We start from the raw sequence: 18,355 nt of genomic DNA on the forward strand, positions 1-18,355 counted from the left end.
ATTAAGGCTGTTTTTAGCACTACATCAGGCGATTAATAATAAGCGCAAATTAAGCAAAATGCCGCTGTAAGCCAAAATAAATTATTAAAACCCGTATTATTTTAGCACTTTTTTGGTGCAAATCATAAAAATTGTCATTTAACTGATATATCGATGGAAGTAAGCAATATTTTTCGAAGGCATTGCTGAGCGAATGCTATGACGAATTCCCCCAACTTACTAAAACGTTTTATTGTTCTTAACTAATTTGTATTTTTAGCAAAAAAATCTAACCTACTTACTTTTATGAGCACATTAAAAGCCCTTTGCTTTTCAATTCCCTTTTTCGCTGCAACAGCATTAAATGCCCAAATACGAACAACCGAGTTTAATAAGGCGCCGTTAAAGCAAGGCGTGTTTGTACAATTGCCAATGGGTAGCATAAAGGCTAAGGGCTGGCTTTTGAAGCAATTAGAACAGCAACGAAGCGGCGCAACGGGCATGGCAGAGGCGCTTTACCCTGAAGATGATAATTTAGGAAAGAATACCGATTGGCTGGGCGGAACGGGCAATGGCTGGGAACGGGTGCCTTATTACGTTAAAGGTTTAGTTGCACTGGCCTACACGTTAGATGACGATAACCTAAAGGCAAAGGCGCAGAAATACATCGACTGGACGCTGAATAACCAACAAAAAAATGGATTGTTTGGCCCGCCGAAAATGAAGGACTGGTGGCCACGCATGCCGATGATGTATGCCCTGCAAAGTTATTACGAGGCCACAGCAGATAAAAGAGTGATTCCATTCTTAACCAAATACTTTAAGTACGAACTTGCTAACCTCGATGCCGATCCGTTAAGGGAGTGGGGCAAATCGAGAGCTGCAGATAACATGGAGATTGCAATTTGGTTGTACAATAAAACCGGCGACGGCGATTTGTTGAAGCTTGTTGAAAAGCTCAAAAACCAGGCTTATCCGTGGATTGATATTTATACCAATAACCAATTTTATTATTTCGGCGACGATTTTCAGCCGAAGCACATGGTTAACGTAGCGCAGGCCTTAAAGTTTCCTGTTGTTTACGCACAACTGCACGATACACCGGCAAATTTAAATGCCCTTGAGAAAGGAATAGCGCACATCATGCACGACCATGGTCAGCCAGAGGGCCTGGGCTCCGGAACAGAGTTTTTATCGGGCAGAAACTCAACTAGCGGTGTAGAAACCTGCACGGTGGTAGAATGGATGCAGAGTTTGGAAACTGCGGCACGGGTAATTCATAAAGCAAGCATCGGCGATCAGTTGGAAAAAATTGCTTTTAACGCATTACCCGCACAATTTAGCAGCGATTTCAAAAATCACTCGTATTACACGCTTCCGAATCAGGTAATTAGCGCCCACGGCAATTTGGGTTTTAATCAGGATTACGCTTCGGGAATAATTTCCAGTCCATATTCGGGCTTCGGTTGCTGCCGTTACAACATGCACATGGGCTGGCCGTATTTTGTAAAGAACAGTGCAGTTGCTACGCCAGATAAGGGCCTGGCCATCATTACTTACGGGCCCATGGAAATAGAAACCCTGGTGGCTGGGAACCGGACGATCAAAATAATCGAGGAAACGAATTATCCCTTTGAAGAGCGAATCAAATTAAATTTAACGTTGAGCCAGGCAACAGCTTTTCCGTTGGTGCTGCGAATCCCCACATGGAGCAATAATCCGACGATTAAATTAAACGGAAAGCCGCTAAAAGGTGTAGCCGCGGGCGCAATGTTCACGATTGATCGCGAGTGGAAAAGTGGCGACCAGCTGGAACTGAACTTCCCGATGACTGTAGCAACAACAAGCCAGGTAAACAATTCGGTTAGTGTAGAACGTGGGCCAATTGTATATGCGCTCGAAATAAAAGCTGAGAACAAAATAATCAAAACGCATCCGGTTAGTGGTTTTGCCGATTACGAAGTTTTCCCCAAATCGGCATGGAACTACGGCCTAATCCTCAATAATAACGACTTAGCCAATGGCATTGAGATTGAACGGCGTGCAATGCCCGAAAACCCATTTATCGCCAAAGAATCGCCTGTTAAACTGAAATTAAAAGGGAAAAAAATACCATCATGGAAACTGGCCTACAATCAACTTGCTGCCTTTGATGTGCCTTTTAGCCCGGTAATTTCTAATGAGCAAACTGAAGATATTACGCTGGTTCCGTACGGATCGGAGCACATTCGCTTAAGTCTTTTTCCAACAATAGGGCGCCCAAAGAAAGTTGAAGATCGTTTGGTGGAGAATTTCGAAAACGGCATGCCCGCCAGCTGGGTATTTTACGGCGGAGGCTGGTTTTGGAAAAATGGTGCCGCTCACGCTGCTTCAAACGCCGGCTCTGGCGGTTACGGCATGAATGGATCAAAATATGTGGCAAACGAAACCGATTTCAGGGATTTTAATTATCTGGCAGATGTTACAATTACTTCTGATGGAGATGCGGGTTTGATCTTCAGGGTAAATCAACCGGCCATTGGTCCCGACGCTTACCAGGGCTACTATGTCGGTTTAAGTGCAGATATGGGAACGGTGCAGATTGGTAAGGCCAGCAATCAGAAATGGCTACCGTTAAGCACGGCAAAATACCCGGTTAAGTTCAATACTGTTCATCACATCAAGATTAAGGCGAATGGCCCTCAAATGGAGGTTTATGTAGATGGATCGGATAAACCTGTGGTTGCAATAAACGATAGCGAATACCAATCTGGAAGCATTGGCCTTCGTACCTATAAAGCCCTTGCATCTTTCGATTCGGTTCAAATTAACAGGCTTTAACACCGCTTAAAGGGCTATTGAAACATTACGGCAAGGAATTTGTTAAAGTATAATCAAAAATATACAAGAATATGAAATTTTACAAATCAATCCCGATAGCGCTCTTTTCATTGGCTCTTGTTTCTGGCTGTGTAAGCAATAAGAAGTATACTGAGCTGCAAGATACGTACTCGAAGTTGCGAGAACGAAACCAGGAACTGAGCAATAAGTATCAAGATAGTCAGCGGGAGCTTTCAGGATCTACCAGCAGGGTAAAAAGCTTAGAAGAGCAGATCGCATCAGAAAAGGCCAATGTTGCTGCATTGCAAGATGCGTTGAACAAGTGCCTGAATTCCAGCAGTCAAGGAAATGTGAACATCTCTAAACTAGTCGATGAAATTAACAGTTCGAACAAATACATTAAACAACTGGTTAATGCGAAGAACAAAAGCGACTCGCTTAACATGGTATTAACAAATAACCTTACCCGCTCATTAAGCAGAGAAGAACTTAGCGATGTAGATGTACAGGTGTTAAAAGGCGTAGTTTATATCTCGTTGGCCGATAATATGCTATACAAATCGGGTAGCTACGAAGTTTCGGATAAGGCAGGGGAAACGTTGAGCAAAATAGCAAAGATTATTAAGGATTACAGCTCATACGATTTGCTGATTGAGGGTAACACCGATAACGTTCCGATTTCGCAACCAAACATCCGCAACAACTGGGATTTAAGTGCCTTGCGTGCATCATCGGTTGTTCAGGTACTGCAAACCAAGTATGGGGTAGAGCCTAAGCGTTTAACAGCCGGTGGGCGGGGAGAATACAACCCAATTGCCGATAATGCCACGCCAGATGGAAAGGCAAAAAACAGGCGTACACAAATTATCATTACACCTAAATTAGATCAGTTTATGGATCTGATTGGGAAAGCGCCCGAAGCATCGCAAAAATAATTTAAAAGAAACTGAATATTTAAGGGGCCAAATTGGTCCCTTTTTTTGTTTGACCCGGCCGGGTGAAAAAGTTTAGATGTGGGACAGATACCCCACCATAGGCTTTTTATCTTCCGACCCCGGTATTTCGGACTTTCCGACTCTTAATCTTTCAGCAATAACTCGGCTAATTCCAGGTCGATAGGGTAGGTAATTTTTATATTATTTCTTTCGCCCTCCACAATATTTATTTCATAGCCTGCAGCTTCAACAACGCTTGCATCATCAGTAAAATGCGCTTCGAAATCTTGTTGATAAGCGGTTCTTAAAATAGCTAAGCTGAACGTTTGCGGAGTTTGAACAAGGTAAATTTCATCGCGTTTTAATGCCGAGGTTATGTTGTCTTTAAGCAAGCGTACACTGTCGCTTGATTGAACCGCTGCAATTACATTTCCACGTCTTTCTGCATGTTCGAAACACTTGTCTATCAGTTCTTTTGAAACCAAGGGGCGTACCGCATCGTGAATAGCTACCAAACATTCGTCTCCTATGGTTTCCAGCGCATTTTTAACAGAATAGAACCGTGTGGATCCTCCATCGATGATTTCGTGGGGAATACGGAAATTAAATTCTTCGCACAGGCGTCGCCAGTATTGCTGTTGATCTTTGTTTATAACCAGTAAAATTCTGGGTTGAGCGTTGCTCTGGGCAAAGGCCCTTAAAGTGTGCATCAAGACCGGGAGGTCTTTCAATAAAAGAAATTGTTTTGGGGTTTCTGTCTGCATCCGATTACCAGAACCGCCTGCTACAATTATAGCGTAGTTTTTCATATTATAAGATGTGAGACTATAGATTTGAGATGTAAGATTCGAAACTCGACATACGATAATCTCATATCTCGCCTCTCATATCTCACATCTCATACTCAAATCTATATGATCAGCATGGCATCGCCGTAGCTGTAAAATTTGTATTTCTCTTTAACCGCCACTTCGTAAGCATTCATTACGTTCTCATAACCGCCAAAAGCACTAACCATCATCAACAAAGTAGATTCTGGTGTGTGGAAATTGGTAATCATCGAATTGGCGATGCTAAATTCGTATGGAGGAAAAATAAACTTGCTTGTCCAATCGTTCGCAGCCTTTAGCGTTCTGTTTGCCGATACCGCCGATTCAATCGATCGCATTGAGGTAGTCCCAACTGCACAAACCCTGCGTTTTTCTTCGAGCGCCTTGTTTACGATATCAGCATCTTTTTGCTCGATAATAAACTGCTCCGAATCCATTTTATGTTTGGTAAGGTCTTCAACCTCAACCGTTCTAAAAGTACCCAAGCCAACGTGCAAAGTAACTTCTGCAAACTCAATACCTTTAAGTTCGAGGCGTTTCATCAACTCGCGGCTGAAGTGTAAACCAGCAGTTGGAGCCGCTACAGCACCTTCGTGTTTTGCAAAAATGGTTTGGTAACGCTCTTTATCTTCGGGTGTAGCCTTACGTTTAATGTATTTTGGAAGTGGTGTTTCTCCTAAAATCTCCACGTTTTTTCTAAACTCTTCGTCCGTTCCCTCAAATAAGAAGCGAATGGTACGACCGCGGGAAGTGGTATTATCTACAACCTCGGCAACCAACAAATCGTTATCGCCAAAATAAAGTTTATTGCCTACACGGATTTTACGGGCCGGATCAACCAAAACATCCCATAAACGTAGTTCCTTGTTTAATTCACGCAATAAGAAAACTTCGATAGTTGCACCGGTTTTTTCTTTATTTCCGTATAAACGAGCAGGAAAAACCTTGGTGTTGTTCAATATCATAACGTCTTTGTCGTCGAAATAACCTAAAACGTCTTTGAAAATTTTATGCTCAATTTTACCGCTGTCTTTATGTAACACCATTAAACGTGCTTCGTCGCGTTGTTCGGCTGGGTTGTTAGCTACTAATGATTCGGGTAAGTTGAATTTGAATTGTGATAATTTCATTCTTGATGAATTTTTTGAGGTGCAAAAATACGAAATTAATTTTTCTTTTCCGTATTTTATCAAACGCAATTGGAGCGTATAATGTTTTAGGAGAATTTATTCGAATTAAAGCACCATTAAATAGCGGTTTATACATAAAACTAGCTAGTTTTAAACTTTAATTGTAACCTTTTTAAATGCGCTGCATCTAACCAGTAATTATGATAATTTTTAGGCTAATAGGCGAGAGTTTCCGCTTTGCATTTGATGCATTGCGTCAAAATAAATTACGCACCATGTTATCGCTATTGGCAATAACGATTGGAATATTTACCATCATTACCGTTTTTTCGGCGGTAGATACTTTCCGTGGTAAGCTGCAGGCCAGCGTAGATAAATTGGGTTCAAACACCATTTTTATCCAGAAATGGCCCTGGAGTTTTGGCGATAATTATCCCTGGTGGAAATACATGAACCGCCCACAACCCTCACTTCGCGATTTCGAGGCCCTAAAAGAGCGTATGGATAATGCCCAGGGGATTACTTTCGAGATTTCGACCAGCGATAGAACGATAAAATACAGAAGCAGTTCGGTTGAAGGCATTACAGTTTCTGCTGCCTCACAGGATTTTAACAAAACATGGAATTTTGAACTGCAGGCCGGACGTTACTTTACCGAAAACGAGAGCAACAACGGTGCTCCGGTGCTTTTAATGGGTGCCGATATTGCCGAAGGCTTGTTCGGTACCGATGATCCCATTGGGAAACAGGTGCAGATTTTGGGAAGGAGATTAACAGTAATTGGTGTGTTTAAAAAAGAAGGTGAAGATATTTTTGGTACTACATTAGATAAAAATGTAAACATCCCTATAAATTTTGCCAAAGGGGTTTTGGATATACAGAACGAACGTTATGGGCCACAAATCACCGTTAGGGGAGATGATAATATTTCGCTTGAAGAGGTTGAAAGCCAGTTGCAGGGTTTAATGCGTTCTATTCACAGGATCAGGCCAGGCGAGGAAGACGATTTCGCGTTGAATAAAACCACTATCATTTCTAATCAGCTCGATTCGATGTTTACGATGGTTAACCTGGCCGGCTGGATTATTGGCGGTTTCTCTATTTTAGTGGGTGGCTTCAGTATAGCGAATATCATGTTTGTATCGGTTAAAGAAAGAACCAATATTATCGGCATACAAAAATCGTTAGGGGCGAAAAATTATTTTATTCTGCTCCAGTTTATCTTCGAGTCTATTTCGCTTTGTATTTTGGGTGGTTTGTTAGGACTTGTGCTGGTCTATTTAATGGCGCTTGGCATCGGTGCAGCTACCGATTTTCATATTATTCTGGGCTTAAACAACATTGTGTTGGGTATTGGCATTTCGATTATTATTGGAACAATTTCAGGGTTTTGGCCTGCATATTCAGCCTCGCGTTTAGATCCTGTAGAAGCGATAAGAAGTTGATTAAACTGGTTGATGTGGGCGGCCGAACCCCATTACGTTAACTACCAAATTTAAGACGTTTAATTTAGCGGAGAGACGTGAAAATAATTTAAATTTTCTTCATTTTGTTAAAATCCAGCGGCTTCGAAAACTCGTATGTTTTTCATGGATTACATCATTAAGTTACGGATCGACACATACAACGAGGTTTTTGTACCGTTTATGGCGAAATATAAAATTGATTTTCCTGCTGAAATCGGGAATGAAAAGGCGAGTATTCGGATCAACAGCGATCATGACCTGAACCGCTTGAAATATAATTTATTTGCAGAAATCGACAGCTTTGAGGAAATCTTATCTGCTTTACACGCTAGGGAGTTCAATTTAAACAGCGGCCTTGAGCTTACGAACGAAAACACTTAATGTATTGGTCGATGCCATGCTCACCAGGAACGTAGGATTAGGAATGTTTAAGAAAAAAGATTTCTCCTCCATAGGAGCTCCTCTGGAGCGCTACGGCCGATCTGACGGATTGATTAGTCATCCGATGAATATATGCACGTCCCCGATATTCATCGGATGACTATTGGGCAAAACGATGAAATATATGCACGTCGCCGATATTCATCGGATGACTATTGGGCAAAACGATGAAGATTTCTCCTCCATAGGAGCTCCTATGGAGCGCTACGGTCGTCAACACGATTCGCTGCAAACGCTCACACCAACTTCTTTTGTTCTTCAAAAAAGCTCCTTTTGTTATCGATGAAAAACAAAACCGCAATTTAGCGGACACAAAAAAAGCTTCCTGATCCTCTCAAAAAGCTTTACCCTTTACTTGTTTCCAGTTTACTTATTGGCTGCCATTTTAGTTTCAATTGCTGCAGTTTCTATCGAGCTAATGGTCGTTTTCAACGCTGCGAATTTATCAATGGTAAGTTTTTGTGTTTTTCCCATAACCAGGGTGTGGTCGTCTGTAGATCCGCTCAATGTTAAGTAGGCATTGTCCTCAATCACCGTATATAACCCCTCTGTGTTGCTATTAATATCTGCTTTGGCGCTTCCTTTTAAAAAGACCTGAAGAAATTGGGTGTCGAGTTTGCCTTCGGTTTTTACCGTCGCATTTTCGGAAGCCTGAATTCTGTACAGCTCTTTCACATACACAATCATTTTTGTTACGTCTTTGCCTGACGATGAAATTTTAAGATTATCGCCTTCCTGCATCACTTTTGCACTGCCATAATTATCATCTGCATAGGCGATGCTCGTTGTGCTGCCCTGAATAATGGTGAGCTCTACATTTCCTTTTACAGTAATTCTTCTGAAGTTATTTGTTTTCGGACTATTAACCGAAGCAACTCCCGATGTAGAAACACTTGCGGTAGCTACCGATGTGGACATTACCATGGCAGTTAACGAAATTGCGATTAAGGTTTTGATTGAGGTTTTCATAACGTTTTGTTTTTAATAAAATAATATTAATTATTGTAATTGAAAAGTTTAAGTCGATTTTGTTGTTGTTTGTAGATAAGACGCCGATACGGCGAAAACGTTGCAGGGGTTTTCAGGCTATTATACTATTGGCAAGTAATAATCGACGAACGGGCATTAATTCAAGACGAAATTTTGCAACGTATCGCATGGTCAGTTTTTGGCACTTGACAGGGCTGTAAGCCTCGGATTTGTCGATTGTCTGATTTAATTATCAAGCGCACATTTAAAATTTTGCAAGGGCAACCGTCAAAAGATCGTAAAATCACGATAAAGTAATCACCTTCTCGTCGCATAAAAGTCGTTCTAAGCATACGCATTAATTATTTGCTCATCGCTAGGTGTTTCAATAAAATAGTGCAGTTACAATTCGTAATCAGCATATGCTAAGCGGGTTGTATAACAAAGCCACCTTAAGATGGTAATTTTTGCACAAGTTTTTTAAGCCATAGCTTGCAGAAAGGGTGTTGTGAAACCGTCTACAATAAAATAGTTGATGTATTGTACATCTGTACTTTTTCTTATATTTATAGCATAATATCTCTAAGTTTTTATGAAGAAAAAGGTTGTACTTGTTCAGGATAATAAAGATATCCTCGATATAATGGATCAAGTATTGGAGGAGGAGGGCTTTGATGTAACCGCGTCGTTAACGACGGAGCCCATTGAAAAAATTGACAAAATCGATCCGAGTTTGGTGGTTGTAGATGACCACATCAAAGGCAGTAAAAAAGGATCGCAGGTGATTAAAGAATTAAAATCTACACCGAAAACAAAAAAGGTATCGGCCGTTTTAACTTCAACTTCAAAAGACATACCAAAGCAGGCCGAAGAGTGCAAGGCCGATGATTACATCGAAAAGCCCTTTGATATTGATCACATGGTAGAAGTAGTAAAGAAAAACGCCTAATTAACGGTTCAATGTTGGCTCATAAGTGTCGGTATTAACCATTGCTTTTAGTTCATGCAACATTTGGTATAAGCCAAAATTGGTTCGGTTAACATAAATAAAATGCTTTACGCCCCGGGCCTGCTTAAATTCGGGCATTTTCGAAATTTTTTCGCCGTACGCGTATAACTGGTCAAAAAATTCTGGTTTACTAAAATCGAAAATCTTACTGGTGTATGGCCTGGCAAAAAGGCTAATCATTTCTTTGTACGCTTTGTAATAAAACTCCACCTGTTCGTCTGTGTCGTCAGCATGAATCATATCAAGTTTCCTGAAAGCATCAATCGTTTTGTGCTTGTCGCTGATTACATCTGTAGAAATCAGCGAGAAAAAAGGATAGTAAAAATCGTTTGGCATTTCCTTAATGCAGCCGAAATCGATCACGCCCAGGTTTTCATCGGGTGTAAAGATAAAATTTCCGGGATGCGGATCGGCATGAACGGCCCTTAACTCATGTTGTTGAAAATTATAAAAATCCCACAGCGCCTGGCCAATTTTATTTCGCAGCTCTTGCGAAGGATTTGTTTTCAAAAACTCTTTCAAATGCAAACCGTCAATCCAATCCATGGTAATGATTCGCTTGCCCGATAACTGAGGATAATATTTCGGAAATACCACATGATCGAGATTTTTACAATCTTCCGAAAATTGAATTGATCGCCTAACTTCCAGTTCGTAATCAGTTTCTTCGAGCAGGCGCTCCTCAACCTCTTTGATGTAAATGTTCAGCTCACGTTCAGACATGCCAAGCAATCGGAAAGCGAATGGCTTAACGAGCTTTAAATCAGACGAAATACTATCGCCAACGCCCGGATATTGAATTTTTACGGCAAGCTTCTGTCCGTTAAGTGTGGCCTGATGCACCTGACCAATTGATGCCGCATTGCTCGACGTTAGATTAAAACTGTCGAAGATCTGCTCGGGCGTTTTGCCAAAGTTTTTGGTAAAAGTTCTTACAATTAATGGTCCGGAAAGGGGAGGGGCGTTGTATTGCGATTGTGTAAATTTATCAACGTACGATTTGGGAAGTATGTTTTTATCCATACTTAACATCTGGGCAATTTTTAAGGCACTACCTTTTAACTCACTTAACGATTTGTAAATGTCGGTTGCATTATCTTCATTAAGCTGATCCCGATCGAGGTCAGGATTAAATAGTTTTTTCGAATAATGCTTGATATAATTGCCGCCGATTTGAAAGCCTGTTTTAACAAATTTCGCCGATCGTTCTACCTTGGTGGTAGGAATACTTTGTTGTGTCTTCATTAAAATTATAGTCCCATCTTTTCCTTAAACATTCCATTTCTCGAAAGGAACTTTCCATAGTCGATGATATTATCAATTGGAGAGTGCTGAAAGAGATCAAAAGTCACGTTGATTCCTTTTTCAATCGCTTCGTCGCTTTTTTCAAATCCCTCGCTATCGTCGTTAATCCAAAAATTAAGGATAAACGCAAACTGAACCCAAAGTGCATCTTTATATCTTTTGCTGAAGAATTTACGCTCAGCCAACTCACCGCTTTCCAACCCCTCATCAATGATCTCTTGCGCAAAATTTTCGAAAATTGGTTTTACACCAGCCAAAACATCGGGCGTTGAGAATTTGCCGCGGTTGTTTTTTAAACTATAAATTACAAAACTGCGTTCACTTTTCAGGTGTTCAAGATAGCTGTAAAAAAACGAAAGCATTTTTTCTCTCGATGTATATTGATTCCAAACTTCTTGTGCTTTAATTCTGCTAAACGTTTCGAAGGTGAGTTCGAACCAAATTGTTTTTTCTATACTTTCAAACGATGAAAAGAACTGATAAAAATCGGCTTCGGTTATTTTGAGTTTTTTGGCAAAACTGTAAACCGATTTAGGCTTCGAATCGTTGGTTAAAACAAAATCTATATATGCATTTCTAATTTGCTGAGCGGTTGCCATAATACTGTTTTTGTACAAGTATAACGATTTTAACACCTTCTTGTTTCAAAAGTTAGTTTATTGTTAATCATGTCATTGTAATAATTACTTTCAAAAAAAATGAAAGTTTGTGCTCAACTAATTTATTTAGTTGTATGCCAATAGGTTTGAAAATTTATTTCATTTTAGCTAAAAATATTAGTAATATTGTTTAGTTTTATTATCCCACTTAGACACGACCTATGATTGAGCTTAACGATTTTTTATACGGCAAAATGGAATTCCCTGCAATATTTGATGCACTTTTAAATACCGATGCCTTAAAGCGTTTGAGTGGGATTCATCAGAGTGGAGCAATATTTTTGGTAAATCCCGATGTGTGTCATTCCCGGTTAGAACATGCTATCGGCGTAGCAATGCTGATAAAAAAAATGGGCGGATCAGAACTTGAGCAAATTGCAGGTTTATTGCACGATATTTCGCACACCGCTTTTTCGCACGTTGGCGATTATGTGTTTGATTATGCTGACGAAGATTACCACGAAAAAGTATTTGCGCAGATTTTGTGTCAGTCTCAAATTCCCGATGTACTGCTGAAATACGGATATAATGTAAACCAGATTTTATACGGAACATTCGATATTTTAGAACAAGCTTCACCGTCGCTTTGTGCCGATCGGTTAGATTATACCTTGCGTGATGCCGTTTATGGAGGAATAATTTCCAGACAACAGGCACGTGAGTTTCTTAACTCAGTTGTATTGAGCGAGGGTAAAATTGCCGTTAACGACGATGAACGGGCCGCGTGGATCAATGGCGTTTACGAAAAGCTAAATAATGATTTTTTTAAGCTTCCACTTCATTTATACGCTAACGGAAAAATGGCGGAGCTGATAAAATCTTTCTTAAAAAAAGGGCTGTTAACAGAAAGTGATATGTTTAAAACTGATACGCTCTTGCTCAATAAAATAAGAACCAACTATGCCGGGTATGAAGCGGTAAAGGCGATAAAACAGCTTCGTGGACTTGCAGAATACACGCGGCAAGGCGCAATGCCCAAAATAAAACAGCGAACCTTAAATGCGCTTTTTTCTTGATAAGTTGCAGCTGTGCCTCCTATCTTTAAATGCCCTTACCTTTCAAAAAGGAGATGCCCAATTTATTTTTTGTACATTGTGATAAAAAAAGATATGTCGATAATTGAAATCATTTTAATAGGAGCCGTAATTGTATTAATTTTTGGAGGGAAAAAAATACCCGAATTGATGCGTGGGATAGGTAAGAGTGTAAAGGAATTTAAAGAAGCCAAAGATGAGCCCCGAAAAAAGTAGCTCTTGTTTTTAAAACATTCTCTATTGTTCAATGTTGTTTTATAAAATTGAATTATGGAACCTAAAAATCACGATCAAGACAAGTTAAAGGCAGATTTTACTGAAAAAAATGCACAAAATCCTGAGAAGGGATTAGACAACTGGAATGAACGCTTAGACGAAAATCTGGAGCCTAAAGACCATAACGACCCAGTTGCGGACGAGCACGCGAAAGATTTCTCAGAAAAATATGGCAGCGGCGACCAATCGGACAGCGGTAGCAACAATTAATTTTATCTCAATTCCGCACTTCTGCGTCTGGCCTGATGCTGGCGCTCCGATCGAGGTTGTAGCCCGATAAAATAAAACTAAAATGACTGATCACTTCTAGCAATCGGTCCATATTATAGTGAGTGTTTTCAAGTTTCGTCATATTGTGTTCAAACTGGATCGTATCAAAATCATCCAGCTCATGCTTTATCATCCTATAAGCATCATTTACTGCATTATACACATGGTTTTTAAAGAAAAAGAACGCATTTCTATAATTCAGTAGTAAGATTTCGTCATCTTTGTCTGAATTTACAAGTTTAAAATGAGCCTCGACCAATTCTTCATAATAGAGCAGGTTTGGCGCATCGTTGACCCTTGCAGGATAAACCTTATTCATCAGGTACAGGTAAGCAATCATAGGTGAAAAGCTTTAGTGGGATGAGTAAAACTTATTGCTGAGGGATAGTGCAAATAATTGGCGTCAAAGTAGTAACATGGTGTAATTAAGTGCAATTTTTTTACACAAACCTTGGGCTTTTTTTACACCAAACAGTTTTTTTTAATGATAAAATGTGTTAAATCGAATTTCGTTGTTTTTGTTAGTTGCCATAAATAGTATATTGCATTTCTTTTAACGAATTCAATATAGTGTCTAAAACGAACAAACAAACTTTAGTAACCAGGGGCAGGTTATTTTTAACCACTTTAATTTTATTTTTTTCGATTAGCGCTTTCGGTCAAAGCATATCTAACGAAGGGCTTGACTTCTGGGCGGTTTTCCCAAGTCATGTACCTTCCTCTTCCGATGCGAGGCTGGCTGCTCAGATTGTTTTATTTGTAACTTCTAAAGAAACTACTGAAGTTAGGGTTACCTGCGGGTCGTTCGATAAATTAGTGAAAATAGAACCAAATATCGCTGTGCCCATTGAGGTGCCAAGAGCAGACTCGTATGTCGACATTTACGAAGCCGATAGGGTATTAACCAACCGCGGAATACATGTTGCTGTTACGCCTGGCAAGCCAAAAGTAGCTGTTTATGCGCATATTTATGCCGGCAATCGCTCTGCAGCCTCACTGATATTGCCATTTGATGCGTTGGGGCAAAAATATTTTTCTGCTAATTATACTCAGACTTCTTCCAGCGGTCGCAATTTTTTAACCCTGGTTGGCGTGATGGACAACAGCAGGTTAATTATTAAACGTAAAGACGGAACAGAAGAGCCGCCAATCGATTTAAATGCCGGCGATGTTTACGAATACACCTCGGGCTTAAGCGATTTAACGGGCGTTTCGGTATACGTAGATCCAACATCGCCAACGGCCTCATGTACCCGGTTTGCTGCTTTTTCGGGCTCATCAACTATAGTAATAGAGGATTGTCATCCAATAAATTCAAGCGCCGACCCTTTATATCAGCAAGTCTACCCGATATCCAGTTTAGGTAAATCGTACGGAATTGTGCCCTTTTTTGGGCAGTCTTATTTATATAGAGCCATTGCAACCGAGCCTGATACCAAGATTTACCAGGACGGGGTTTTGGTTACCACGTTGGTAAATGCCGGCGATTTTTACCCGTCAGATCGACTAAATGATGCCACCCTGGTAACCGCTGATAAGAAAATCTTAGTGAGCCAATACATGTACTCTGTTGCTTGTGCATCAAGCTCGGGCGGCCATGCGGGCAATGGCGATGCCGATATGGTGTTGTTAAATCCCGTCGAATTTAATGTGAATAATATCACCGTATTTTCCTCTGGTAAAGAAAATATTTTCGAAAAGTTTCTTAACATTTTAATAAAAACCGACCGAACAGCTACATTTAAAATCAATGGAACCGCTCCGGCGGCTACATGGACACCGCTGGCCGGCAATCCACTCTATTCTTACGCCCAAATACAGGTAACAGACGAACACTTAACCCTGTCGGCCGATGTGGGTTTTAACGCCATTGCTTATGGATATGGCCGAACCGAATCGTACGCCTACTCTGCAGGTACCAATTTGGCCGCAAACAATTATTTAACGGTTGTGAACACCGAAAGCGATGAAAAAGGCCCTGATGGCTGTGTCGGCGTTCCAGTTGCTTTAAGGATTACATTGCCCTACCCTGCGAGTAGTATCGACTGGACGCTTGATGATGGAGTACCTCAATCGCTTCTCGATCCTGAGGAGCCAATTCGCCAGGCTGATGGAACCTATCTGTATGTTTATAACTCACCTTTTCCGGTTGCGGCTTATCCACAGGGTAAGCATAAGGTAGAAGTTTCGGCGCCTGCTTCTGACGTTGATTTATGTATAACTATCGATCCGAACATTAAGTATCAATTTACCATTTACGATTTACCCGTGGCTGGTTTTACAACCGATGTAACCGCTGCTTGCGTAAACGGAGATGTTAAATTCACTAGCATTCCTGACCCATCAGGGATTGTGATTAGCAACTGGTATTGGGACTTCGGCGATGGAACGCCGTCTGTTGATGAGGCGAATCCCATTCATCAATATGCAAACGAGGGTAATTATCAGGCTACACTTTTGGTAAAATCGGTTAACGGCTGTTTGTCTGACCCAATTCCTAAACAAACACTTCAAATCCATCCGCTACCACAAAGCGACTTCATTTTGCCGACTAATGGTTGTAAAAATACCGCTGTAGTGATTGCCGACAATTCGGAAATTAGCACTGCTGTTTTCCCAGCGTCGAAAATTGTAGAATGGACATGGGACTTTGGCGACGGAACTGCCCCTGAAGTGCGAACGGATAAATTGCCCTTTGTGCATGTTTTTGCGGATAAGGGAACCTATTTTGTAACATTGACTACCAAAAGCAGCGAAGGCTGTGAAACTACGTCATCATCCAAACGTATTATTATCAACGATTTGCCGGTCGCAAATTTTACCCTGCCGGATGTATGTTTCGCCGATGCATCAGCAACTTTCACCAATACATCAACCGATGCTTCGGATGGCAGGGGAGTGTTAAGTTATCAATGGGATTTTGGCGATGTAAATGCGACTGCTGCAAACCCCAATACTTCAAATGCCCCAACAGGCAGGCACCAATACAATACGGCCGGTACCTATGTAGTAACCCTTACCGTTATCAACTCCAATGGCTGTCAATCTGTTTCCACCCAAAATTTTACCGTAAACGGGCGGGTAGATTTGGCCGATTTTACTGTTCGTAATGAAGCCGATTTATGTAGTAATAACGATGTAATTATTACCAATGGATTTACTGCGCTATCTGGTCGCATTGTGAAACTGGAAATTTATCAGGATGCTGCCAGGCATCCAGGTACGATTTCGAAAACGGTTATGTACCCGAAAGATAATGAAGAAATCCCTTTAACTTATGAAGGGTTTGGTGGCAATGAAGATGAAAAATTTACGATAAGAATTGTGGCTTTTACGGGTGATAATTCGGATTGTAGCAAGGATATCTCGAAAGAAATTACCTTAAAGCCGGCTCCACAGGTTGTTTTTAACGATTTGGTACCTGTTTGTGAGGCCGATGGTTCGGTTTCGGTTGCCTTGGCTTCAGAAACTACAGGCATTGTTGGCAACGAGGCTTACACAAGCGATGGCCGCGGTTTGGCGCCCGATGGGAGGTTTAATCCGAAGGTAGCTGGTGCAGGCTTCCATAACATCACGTACACCTTTACGGCCTATAATGGTTGCTCAACTTCGATTACAAAAACAATTGAGGTGTACAAATCGCCGCTAGCCGACGCAGGCGAAACCCTTTACATTCTTTCTGGCGACAAAATAACGATCCCTGCAAAGGCCAGCGGTGAAGACTTATTGTACCAATGGGCTCCGGCGTTGAACTTAGAAACAAGTGATGTATTGAACCCAGTGGCTTCGCCCGATATAGATACCGAATACACGCTAACCGTTACCACTCAGCCCAATGGTTGTACGGCAACATCGAAAGTGTTGGTTAAGGTTTTGCAGCTTGTGAAGCCACCAAACGCATTTACACCAAACGGCGACAATGTGAACGATGTTTGGCAGATAGCGAATTTAGAATCGTATCCGAATGCAACAGTTGAGGTTTTTACCCGCAATGGCAGCAAGGTGTTTTTTAGCAATAGATATGCTGTGCCATTTGATGGAAATTATCAGAATGAGCCCTTACCGGTAGGGGTTTACTATTATGTCATCAATCCGGGAAATGGCAGGAAAACAATAACAGGATCGCTTACAATAATTAGATAGAAATTGAAAAAGCTTATTTTTTTAATTGCCATTTTTACTTGGGCTAATGGTTTTTCACAGCAAAAACCTCAATATACGCAGTACATATTTAACCAGTATTTGCTTAATCCTGCGCTTTCCGGTATAGAGAACTATGTTGATTTTAAGGCCGGTTACCGAAAGCAGTGGGCCGGAATAAACGATGCTCCTCAAACTTCTTTTGTGTCGGCACACTGGGCCCTGGGCGATAACCAATTATGGAGCAACGCGTTAACATCATTTCCTGAAGAAACCGGAAACCCGATGGATAGGAATTACATGCAAAACTACATGTCGTCGCCCTCGCATCACGGGGTGGGCGTTACGGCCGTTTTGGATAAAACAGGACCAATTAAAAGATTGGATGCCAACGTAACCTATGCCTATCACCTTCAGCTCAGCAACGATTTTAACCTGTCGGCGGGTATTGCTGCAGGCATATCCAGTATTTCACTCGATTTAAATGCTTTAACTTTTGATACGCCTTACGATCCGATTTTGAACAGGGCGCTTGTTAATCAGGTTAAACCCGATTTGAGCATCGGTTTGTGGCTGTATGGCGCAAGGCTTTTTGCCGGAGCTTCTGTTCAGCAGATTCTCCCACAAAAATTGAGCTTTACCGGTGATAAAACTTATAACATGGGAAAAGAGGTTCCGCACTATTTCGCCACTGCAGGGTATAAATTCTTTGTCGATGAGGAGATTTCGGCAATTCCGTCGGTGATGGTGAAGTATGTTCAACCCAGCCCCGTTTCAATAGATTTAAATATGAAAGTGGCATTTAGAGATAAGGTTTGGCTGGGCGGAAGTTACCGCAAAAATGATTCGTTCGCCGCCATGGCCGGCTTTAACATCGGCAAAATGGTTAACCTGACTTATTCGTACGATTTTACCACTTCCGAATTAAACCAGGTAAGTAACGGAAGTCACGAAATTGTTTTGGGGCTGTTGCTTAACAACATTTATAAAGTACCGTCTTATATCAGGATGTGGTAATTCAGTTTTCGGTTTGCAGTTAATAATTAGCAGTTCAAACTGTCAACTGAAAACTGTCAACTGCCGACTGAAAAC

At 41.0% G+C, this 18,355-nt stretch carries 16 protein-coding genes; 10 read left to right on the forward strand and 6 right to left on the reverse strand.

Annotation, left to right across the window (positions count from 1 at the left end):
- Window positions 1-285: 285 nt before the first annotated feature.
- Together IZT61_RS00110 and IZT61_RS00115 are read left to right on the forward strand one after the other, a co-directional pair.
- On the forward strand, window positions 286-2,799 hold the full coding sequence (locus IZT61_RS00110) for a beta-L-arabinofuranosidase domain-containing protein (protein ID WP_196099189.1): 2,514 nt from the start codon (window positions 286-288) through the stop codon (window positions 2,797-2,799).
- A gap of 71 nt (window positions 2,800-2,870) precedes the next feature.
- Entirely contained in the window at window positions 2,871-3,734 is an 864-nt protein-coding gene (locus tag IZT61_RS00115) for an OmpA family protein (protein ID WP_196099190.1), read from the forward strand.
- Between the two features lie 143 nt (window positions 3,735-3,877).
- Here the strand turns inward: IZT61_RS00115 and IZT61_RS00120 are convergent, their stop codons facing one another.
- Together IZT61_RS00120 and queA are read right to left on the reverse strand one after the other, a co-directional pair.
- Window positions 3,878-4,543, reverse strand: coding sequence for a 2-C-methyl-D-erythritol 4-phosphate cytidylyltransferase (locus IZT61_RS00120; protein WP_196099191.1), 666 nt, complete (start codon window positions 4,541-4,543; stop codon window positions 3,878-3,880).
- A 101-nt stretch (window positions 4,544-4,644) separates the two neighbouring features.
- Window positions 4,645-5,694 carry a tRNA preQ1(34) S-adenosylmethionine ribosyltransferase-isomerase QueA gene (gene queA / locus IZT61_RS00125; RefSeq protein ID WP_196099192.1) on the reverse strand — a complete coding sequence of 350 codons (1,050 nt, stop codon included), beginning with the start codon at window positions 5,692-5,694 and terminating at the stop codon, window positions 4,645-4,647.
- Between the two features lie 200 nt (window positions 5,695-5,894).
- On the opposite strand from queA, the gene IZT61_RS00130 reads away from it, so the two are divergent.
- On the forward strand, window positions 5,895-7,139 hold the full coding sequence (locus tag IZT61_RS00130; RefSeq protein WP_196099193.1) for an ABC transporter permease: 1,245 nt from the start codon (window positions 5,895-5,897) through the stop codon (window positions 7,137-7,139).
- A gap of 144 nt (window positions 7,140-7,283) precedes the next feature.
- Entirely contained in the window at window positions 7,284-7,541 is a 258-nt protein-coding gene (locus IZT61_RS00135; protein WP_196099194.1) for a hypothetical protein, read from the forward strand.
- A gap of 426 nt (window positions 7,542-7,967) precedes the next feature.
- On the opposite strand, the gene IZT61_RS00140 is transcribed toward IZT61_RS00135, so the two are convergent.
- On the reverse strand, window positions 7,968-8,570 hold the full coding sequence (locus IZT61_RS00140) for a GIN domain-containing protein (protein WP_196099195.1): 603 nt from the start codon (window positions 8,568-8,570) through the stop codon (window positions 7,968-7,970).
- 592 nt (window positions 8,571-9,162) lie between these two features.
- Here IZT61_RS00140 and IZT61_RS00145 point away from each other — a divergent pair.
- Entirely contained in the window at window positions 9,163-9,519 is a 357-nt protein-coding gene (locus tag IZT61_RS00145; RefSeq protein WP_196099196.1) for a response regulator, read from the forward strand.
- Here the strand turns inward: IZT61_RS00145 and IZT61_RS00150 are convergent, their stop codons facing one another.
- Window positions 9,520-10,824: an ABC1 kinase family protein gene (locus tag IZT61_RS00150; RefSeq protein WP_196099197.1), complete on the reverse strand. Its 1,305-nt coding sequence runs from the start codon at window positions 10,822-10,824 to the stop codon at window positions 9,520-9,522.
- Between the two features lie 5 nt (window positions 10,825-10,829).
- Window positions 10,830-11,483: a TetR family transcriptional regulator C-terminal domain-containing protein gene (locus IZT61_RS00155; RefSeq protein WP_196101172.1), complete on the reverse strand. Its 654-nt coding sequence runs from the start codon at window positions 11,481-11,483 to the stop codon at window positions 10,830-10,832.
- Window positions 11,484-11,704: 221 nt separating this feature from the next.
- Between IZT61_RS00155 and IZT61_RS00160 the strand changes: the two genes are divergently transcribed.
- The 3 genes from IZT61_RS00160 to IZT61_RS00170 all read left to right on the forward strand — a co-directional run bounded on the left by IZT61_RS00160 (window position 11,705) and on the right by IZT61_RS00170 (window position 13,063).
- Window positions 11,705-12,559, forward strand: a complete 855-nt coding sequence (locus tag IZT61_RS00160; protein WP_196099198.1) for an HD domain-containing protein — start codon at window positions 11,705-11,707, stop codon at window positions 12,557-12,559.
- A 93-nt stretch (window positions 12,560-12,652) separates the two neighbouring features.
- Window positions 12,653-12,793, forward strand: coding sequence for a Sec-independent protein translocase subunit TatA/TatB (locus IZT61_RS00165; RefSeq protein WP_196099199.1), 141 nt, complete (start codon window positions 12,653-12,655; stop codon window positions 12,791-12,793).
- Between the two features lie 54 nt (window positions 12,794-12,847).
- On the forward strand, window positions 12,848-13,063 hold the full coding sequence (locus IZT61_RS00170) for a hypothetical protein (RefSeq protein WP_196099200.1): 216 nt from the start codon (window positions 12,848-12,850) through the stop codon (window positions 13,061-13,063).
- Window positions 13,064-13,070: 7 nt separating this feature from the next.
- Here IZT61_RS00170 and IZT61_RS00175 read toward each other — a convergent pair whose 3' ends face one another.
- A complete protein-coding gene (locus IZT61_RS00175; protein WP_196099201.1) occupies window positions 13,071-13,463 on the reverse strand; it encodes a hypothetical protein in 393 nt (130 codons plus the stop codon).
- Window positions 13,464-13,693: 230 nt separating this feature from the next.
- On the opposite strand from IZT61_RS00175, the gene IZT61_RS00180 reads away from it, so the two are divergent.
- Together IZT61_RS00180 and IZT61_RS00185 are read left to right on the forward strand one after the other, a co-directional pair.
- Window positions 13,694-17,266: a PKD domain-containing protein gene (locus IZT61_RS00180; protein ID WP_196099202.1), complete on the forward strand. Its 3,573-nt coding sequence runs from the start codon at window positions 13,694-13,696 to the stop codon at window positions 17,264-17,266.
- A gap of 3 nt (window positions 17,267-17,269) precedes the next feature.
- Window positions 17,270-18,280 carry a PorP/SprF family type IX secretion system membrane protein gene (locus IZT61_RS00185; protein ID WP_196099203.1) on the forward strand — a complete coding sequence of 337 codons (1,011 nt, stop codon included), beginning with the start codon at window positions 17,270-17,272 and terminating at the stop codon, window positions 18,278-18,280.
- The last annotated feature ends 75 nt before the right edge of the window (window positions 18,281-18,355 follow it).

The sequence above is a fragment of the Pedobacter endophyticus genome, from assembly GCF_015679185.1.
Classification (GTDB): domain Bacteria; phylum Bacteroidota; class Bacteroidia; order Sphingobacteriales; family Sphingobacteriaceae; genus Pedobacter; species Pedobacter endophyticus.

Bases quoted from the DNA above. Each gene is read 5' to 3' on its own strand.
- IZT61_RS00110 (WP_196099189.1), top strand. From the start codon at position 286: ATGAGCACATTAAAAGCCCTTTGCTTTTCAATTCCCTTTTTCGCTGCA.
- IZT61_RS00115 (WP_196099190.1), top strand. From the start codon at position 2,871: ATGAAATTTTACAAATCAATCCCGATAGCGCTCTTTTCATTGGCTCTT.
- IZT61_RS00120 (WP_196099191.1), bottom strand. From the start codon at position 4,543: ATGAAAAACTACGCTATAATTGTAGCAGGCGGTTCTGGTAATCGGATG.
- queA (WP_196099192.1), bottom strand. From the start codon at position 5,694: ATGAAATTATCACAATTCAAATTCAACTTACCCGAATCATTAGTAGCT.
- IZT61_RS00130 (WP_196099193.1), top strand. From the start codon at position 5,895: ATGATAATTTTTAGGCTAATAGGCGAGAGTTTCCGCTTTGCATTTGAT.
- IZT61_RS00135 (WP_196099194.1), top strand. From the start codon at position 7,284: ATGGATTACATCATTAAGTTACGGATCGACACATACAACGAGGTTTTT.
- IZT61_RS00140 (WP_196099195.1), bottom strand. From the start codon at position 8,570: ATGAAAACCTCAATCAAAACCTTAATCGCAATTTCGTTAACTGCCATG.
- IZT61_RS00145 (WP_196099196.1), top strand. From the start codon at position 9,163: ATGAAGAAAAAGGTTGTACTTGTTCAGGATAATAAAGATATCCTCGAT.
- IZT61_RS00150 (WP_196099197.1), bottom strand. From the start codon at position 10,824: ATGAAGACACAACAAAGTATTCCTACCACCAAGGTAGAACGATCGGCG.
- IZT61_RS00155 (WP_196101172.1), bottom strand. From the start codon at position 11,483: ATGGCAACCGCTCAGCAAATTAGAAATGCATATATAGATTTTGTTTTA.
- IZT61_RS00160 (WP_196099198.1), top strand. From the start codon at position 11,705: ATGATTGAGCTTAACGATTTTTTATACGGCAAAATGGAATTCCCTGCA.
- IZT61_RS00165 (WP_196099199.1), top strand. From the start codon at position 12,653: ATGTCGATAATTGAAATCATTTTAATAGGAGCCGTAATTGTATTAATT.
- IZT61_RS00170 (WP_196099200.1), top strand. From the start codon at position 12,848: ATGGAACCTAAAAATCACGATCAAGACAAGTTAAAGGCAGATTTTACT.
- IZT61_RS00175 (WP_196099201.1), bottom strand. From the start codon at position 13,463: ATGATTGCTTACCTGTACCTGATGAATAAGGTTTATCCTGCAAGGGTC.